This window comes from Limnofasciculus baicalensis BBK-W-15 (genome assembly GCF_024178385.1).
GTDB classification, from domain to species: Bacteria; Cyanobacteriota; Cyanobacteriia; order Cyanobacteriales; family Coleofasciculaceae; genus Limnofasciculus; species Limnofasciculus baicalensis.
Genome location: NZ_JAMZMM010000752.1, coordinates 1 through 1,086 on the forward strand (window position 1 = coordinate 1; position 1,086 = coordinate 1,086).

Consider the following 1,086-nt stretch of genomic DNA (forward strand, 5'->3'; position numbering starts at 1 on the left):
TATAGAACCCATTTGACATCTTTTAGGCTGCAAGCCTTTTAACCATCAGCCTAATAAAACAAAGATTCATCTTGGCAGTTGCATTGTCTAAAGTTCTCTCAAAGTTTTTCACGAGAATTTTGCATCTTTCCATCCAAGAATTTGACCGTTCAATTATCCACCTTGCCACAACCGGAACAAATCCCGACTTTCCCGACACTTCTTTTTCTTGTTTCGATGGTTTTTTTGAGAGTTCAAACTTGATTTTGGTCATGATTTGTGGATAGATCTTCTTCAACTCAATAGTCAGATGTTCGGGATGATATCCGTGGTCTAGCAATATGGTGATTTTCGGAATATTGACGGGTTTAGACTTGAAATAATCGATGTTTTTACTCAACATTTCAATCAAGCCCGCATCATCTGATAAATTCCCTTTCGTGGAGTGAGTAAAGAAAGGAAACCCCAGCGTATCAACAGCCAGATGCCTCTTAATACCATTTGTCGATTTGTAGAAACAATACCCTTTTGATGTTATACTGGCATTACAGGTATTTTTCACTGCTTGTGAGTCGATCATCATCAACCTAGTCCACTTCGGTTTTTTTTTGACCTGCTCGCGGATTTGAGAATGTATTATTCTCATCAGTTCTTCAAGTACTCCTTGCGCTCGCCACTGTTTGTAATACCAATATACGGTTGAGTAGGGGGGTAAATCTTTTGGTAAGTCTTCCCAATTACAACCATTTTTGAGTTGATAGAAGATACCATCTAAAATTTCTCTTTTAGTCCAGTTAGGGGGTCTAGTTCGCTTTTTAGTGGGTAATATTTGATCGAGTAGGGGTTCAAGGATTTCCCACTCTGAGTCCGTTAGATTGCTAGAGTACGGCATGACTGATTAATTAAGGCTGTTTTGATGATAACTTTACATCATTATCCCAGCCGGGACAACCAACTTGAAAACCTTTCCAGACCTGGGTTTCAACTGAACCACCTCAAAAAAGAGATCGTGTTACGCGATCGCACAAGTGTGAGCGATGGGATCCTGTGCTGCGATGGCAACGTTAGCCCCAGGTATTGCTGGCAAGATGTCAAATGGGTTCTATA

1 protein-coding gene is annotated in these 1,086 nt (G+C 40.3%); it reads right to left on the reverse strand.

Going from position 1 to position 1,086, the window contains the following annotated elements:
* Window positions 1-22: 22 nt before the first annotated feature.
* Window positions 23-871, reverse strand: coding sequence for an IS5 family transposase (locus NJ959_RS29955; protein WP_254015407.1), 849 nt, complete (start codon window positions 869-871; stop codon window positions 23-25).
* Between the last annotated feature and the right edge of the window lie 215 nt (window positions 872-1,086).

Excerpts from the sequence above, each read along its gene's own strand:
- NJ959_RS29955 (WP_254015407.1), bottom strand. The coding sequence starts at position 871 with ATGCCGTACTCTAGCAATCTAACGGACTCAGAGTGGGAAATCCTTGAA.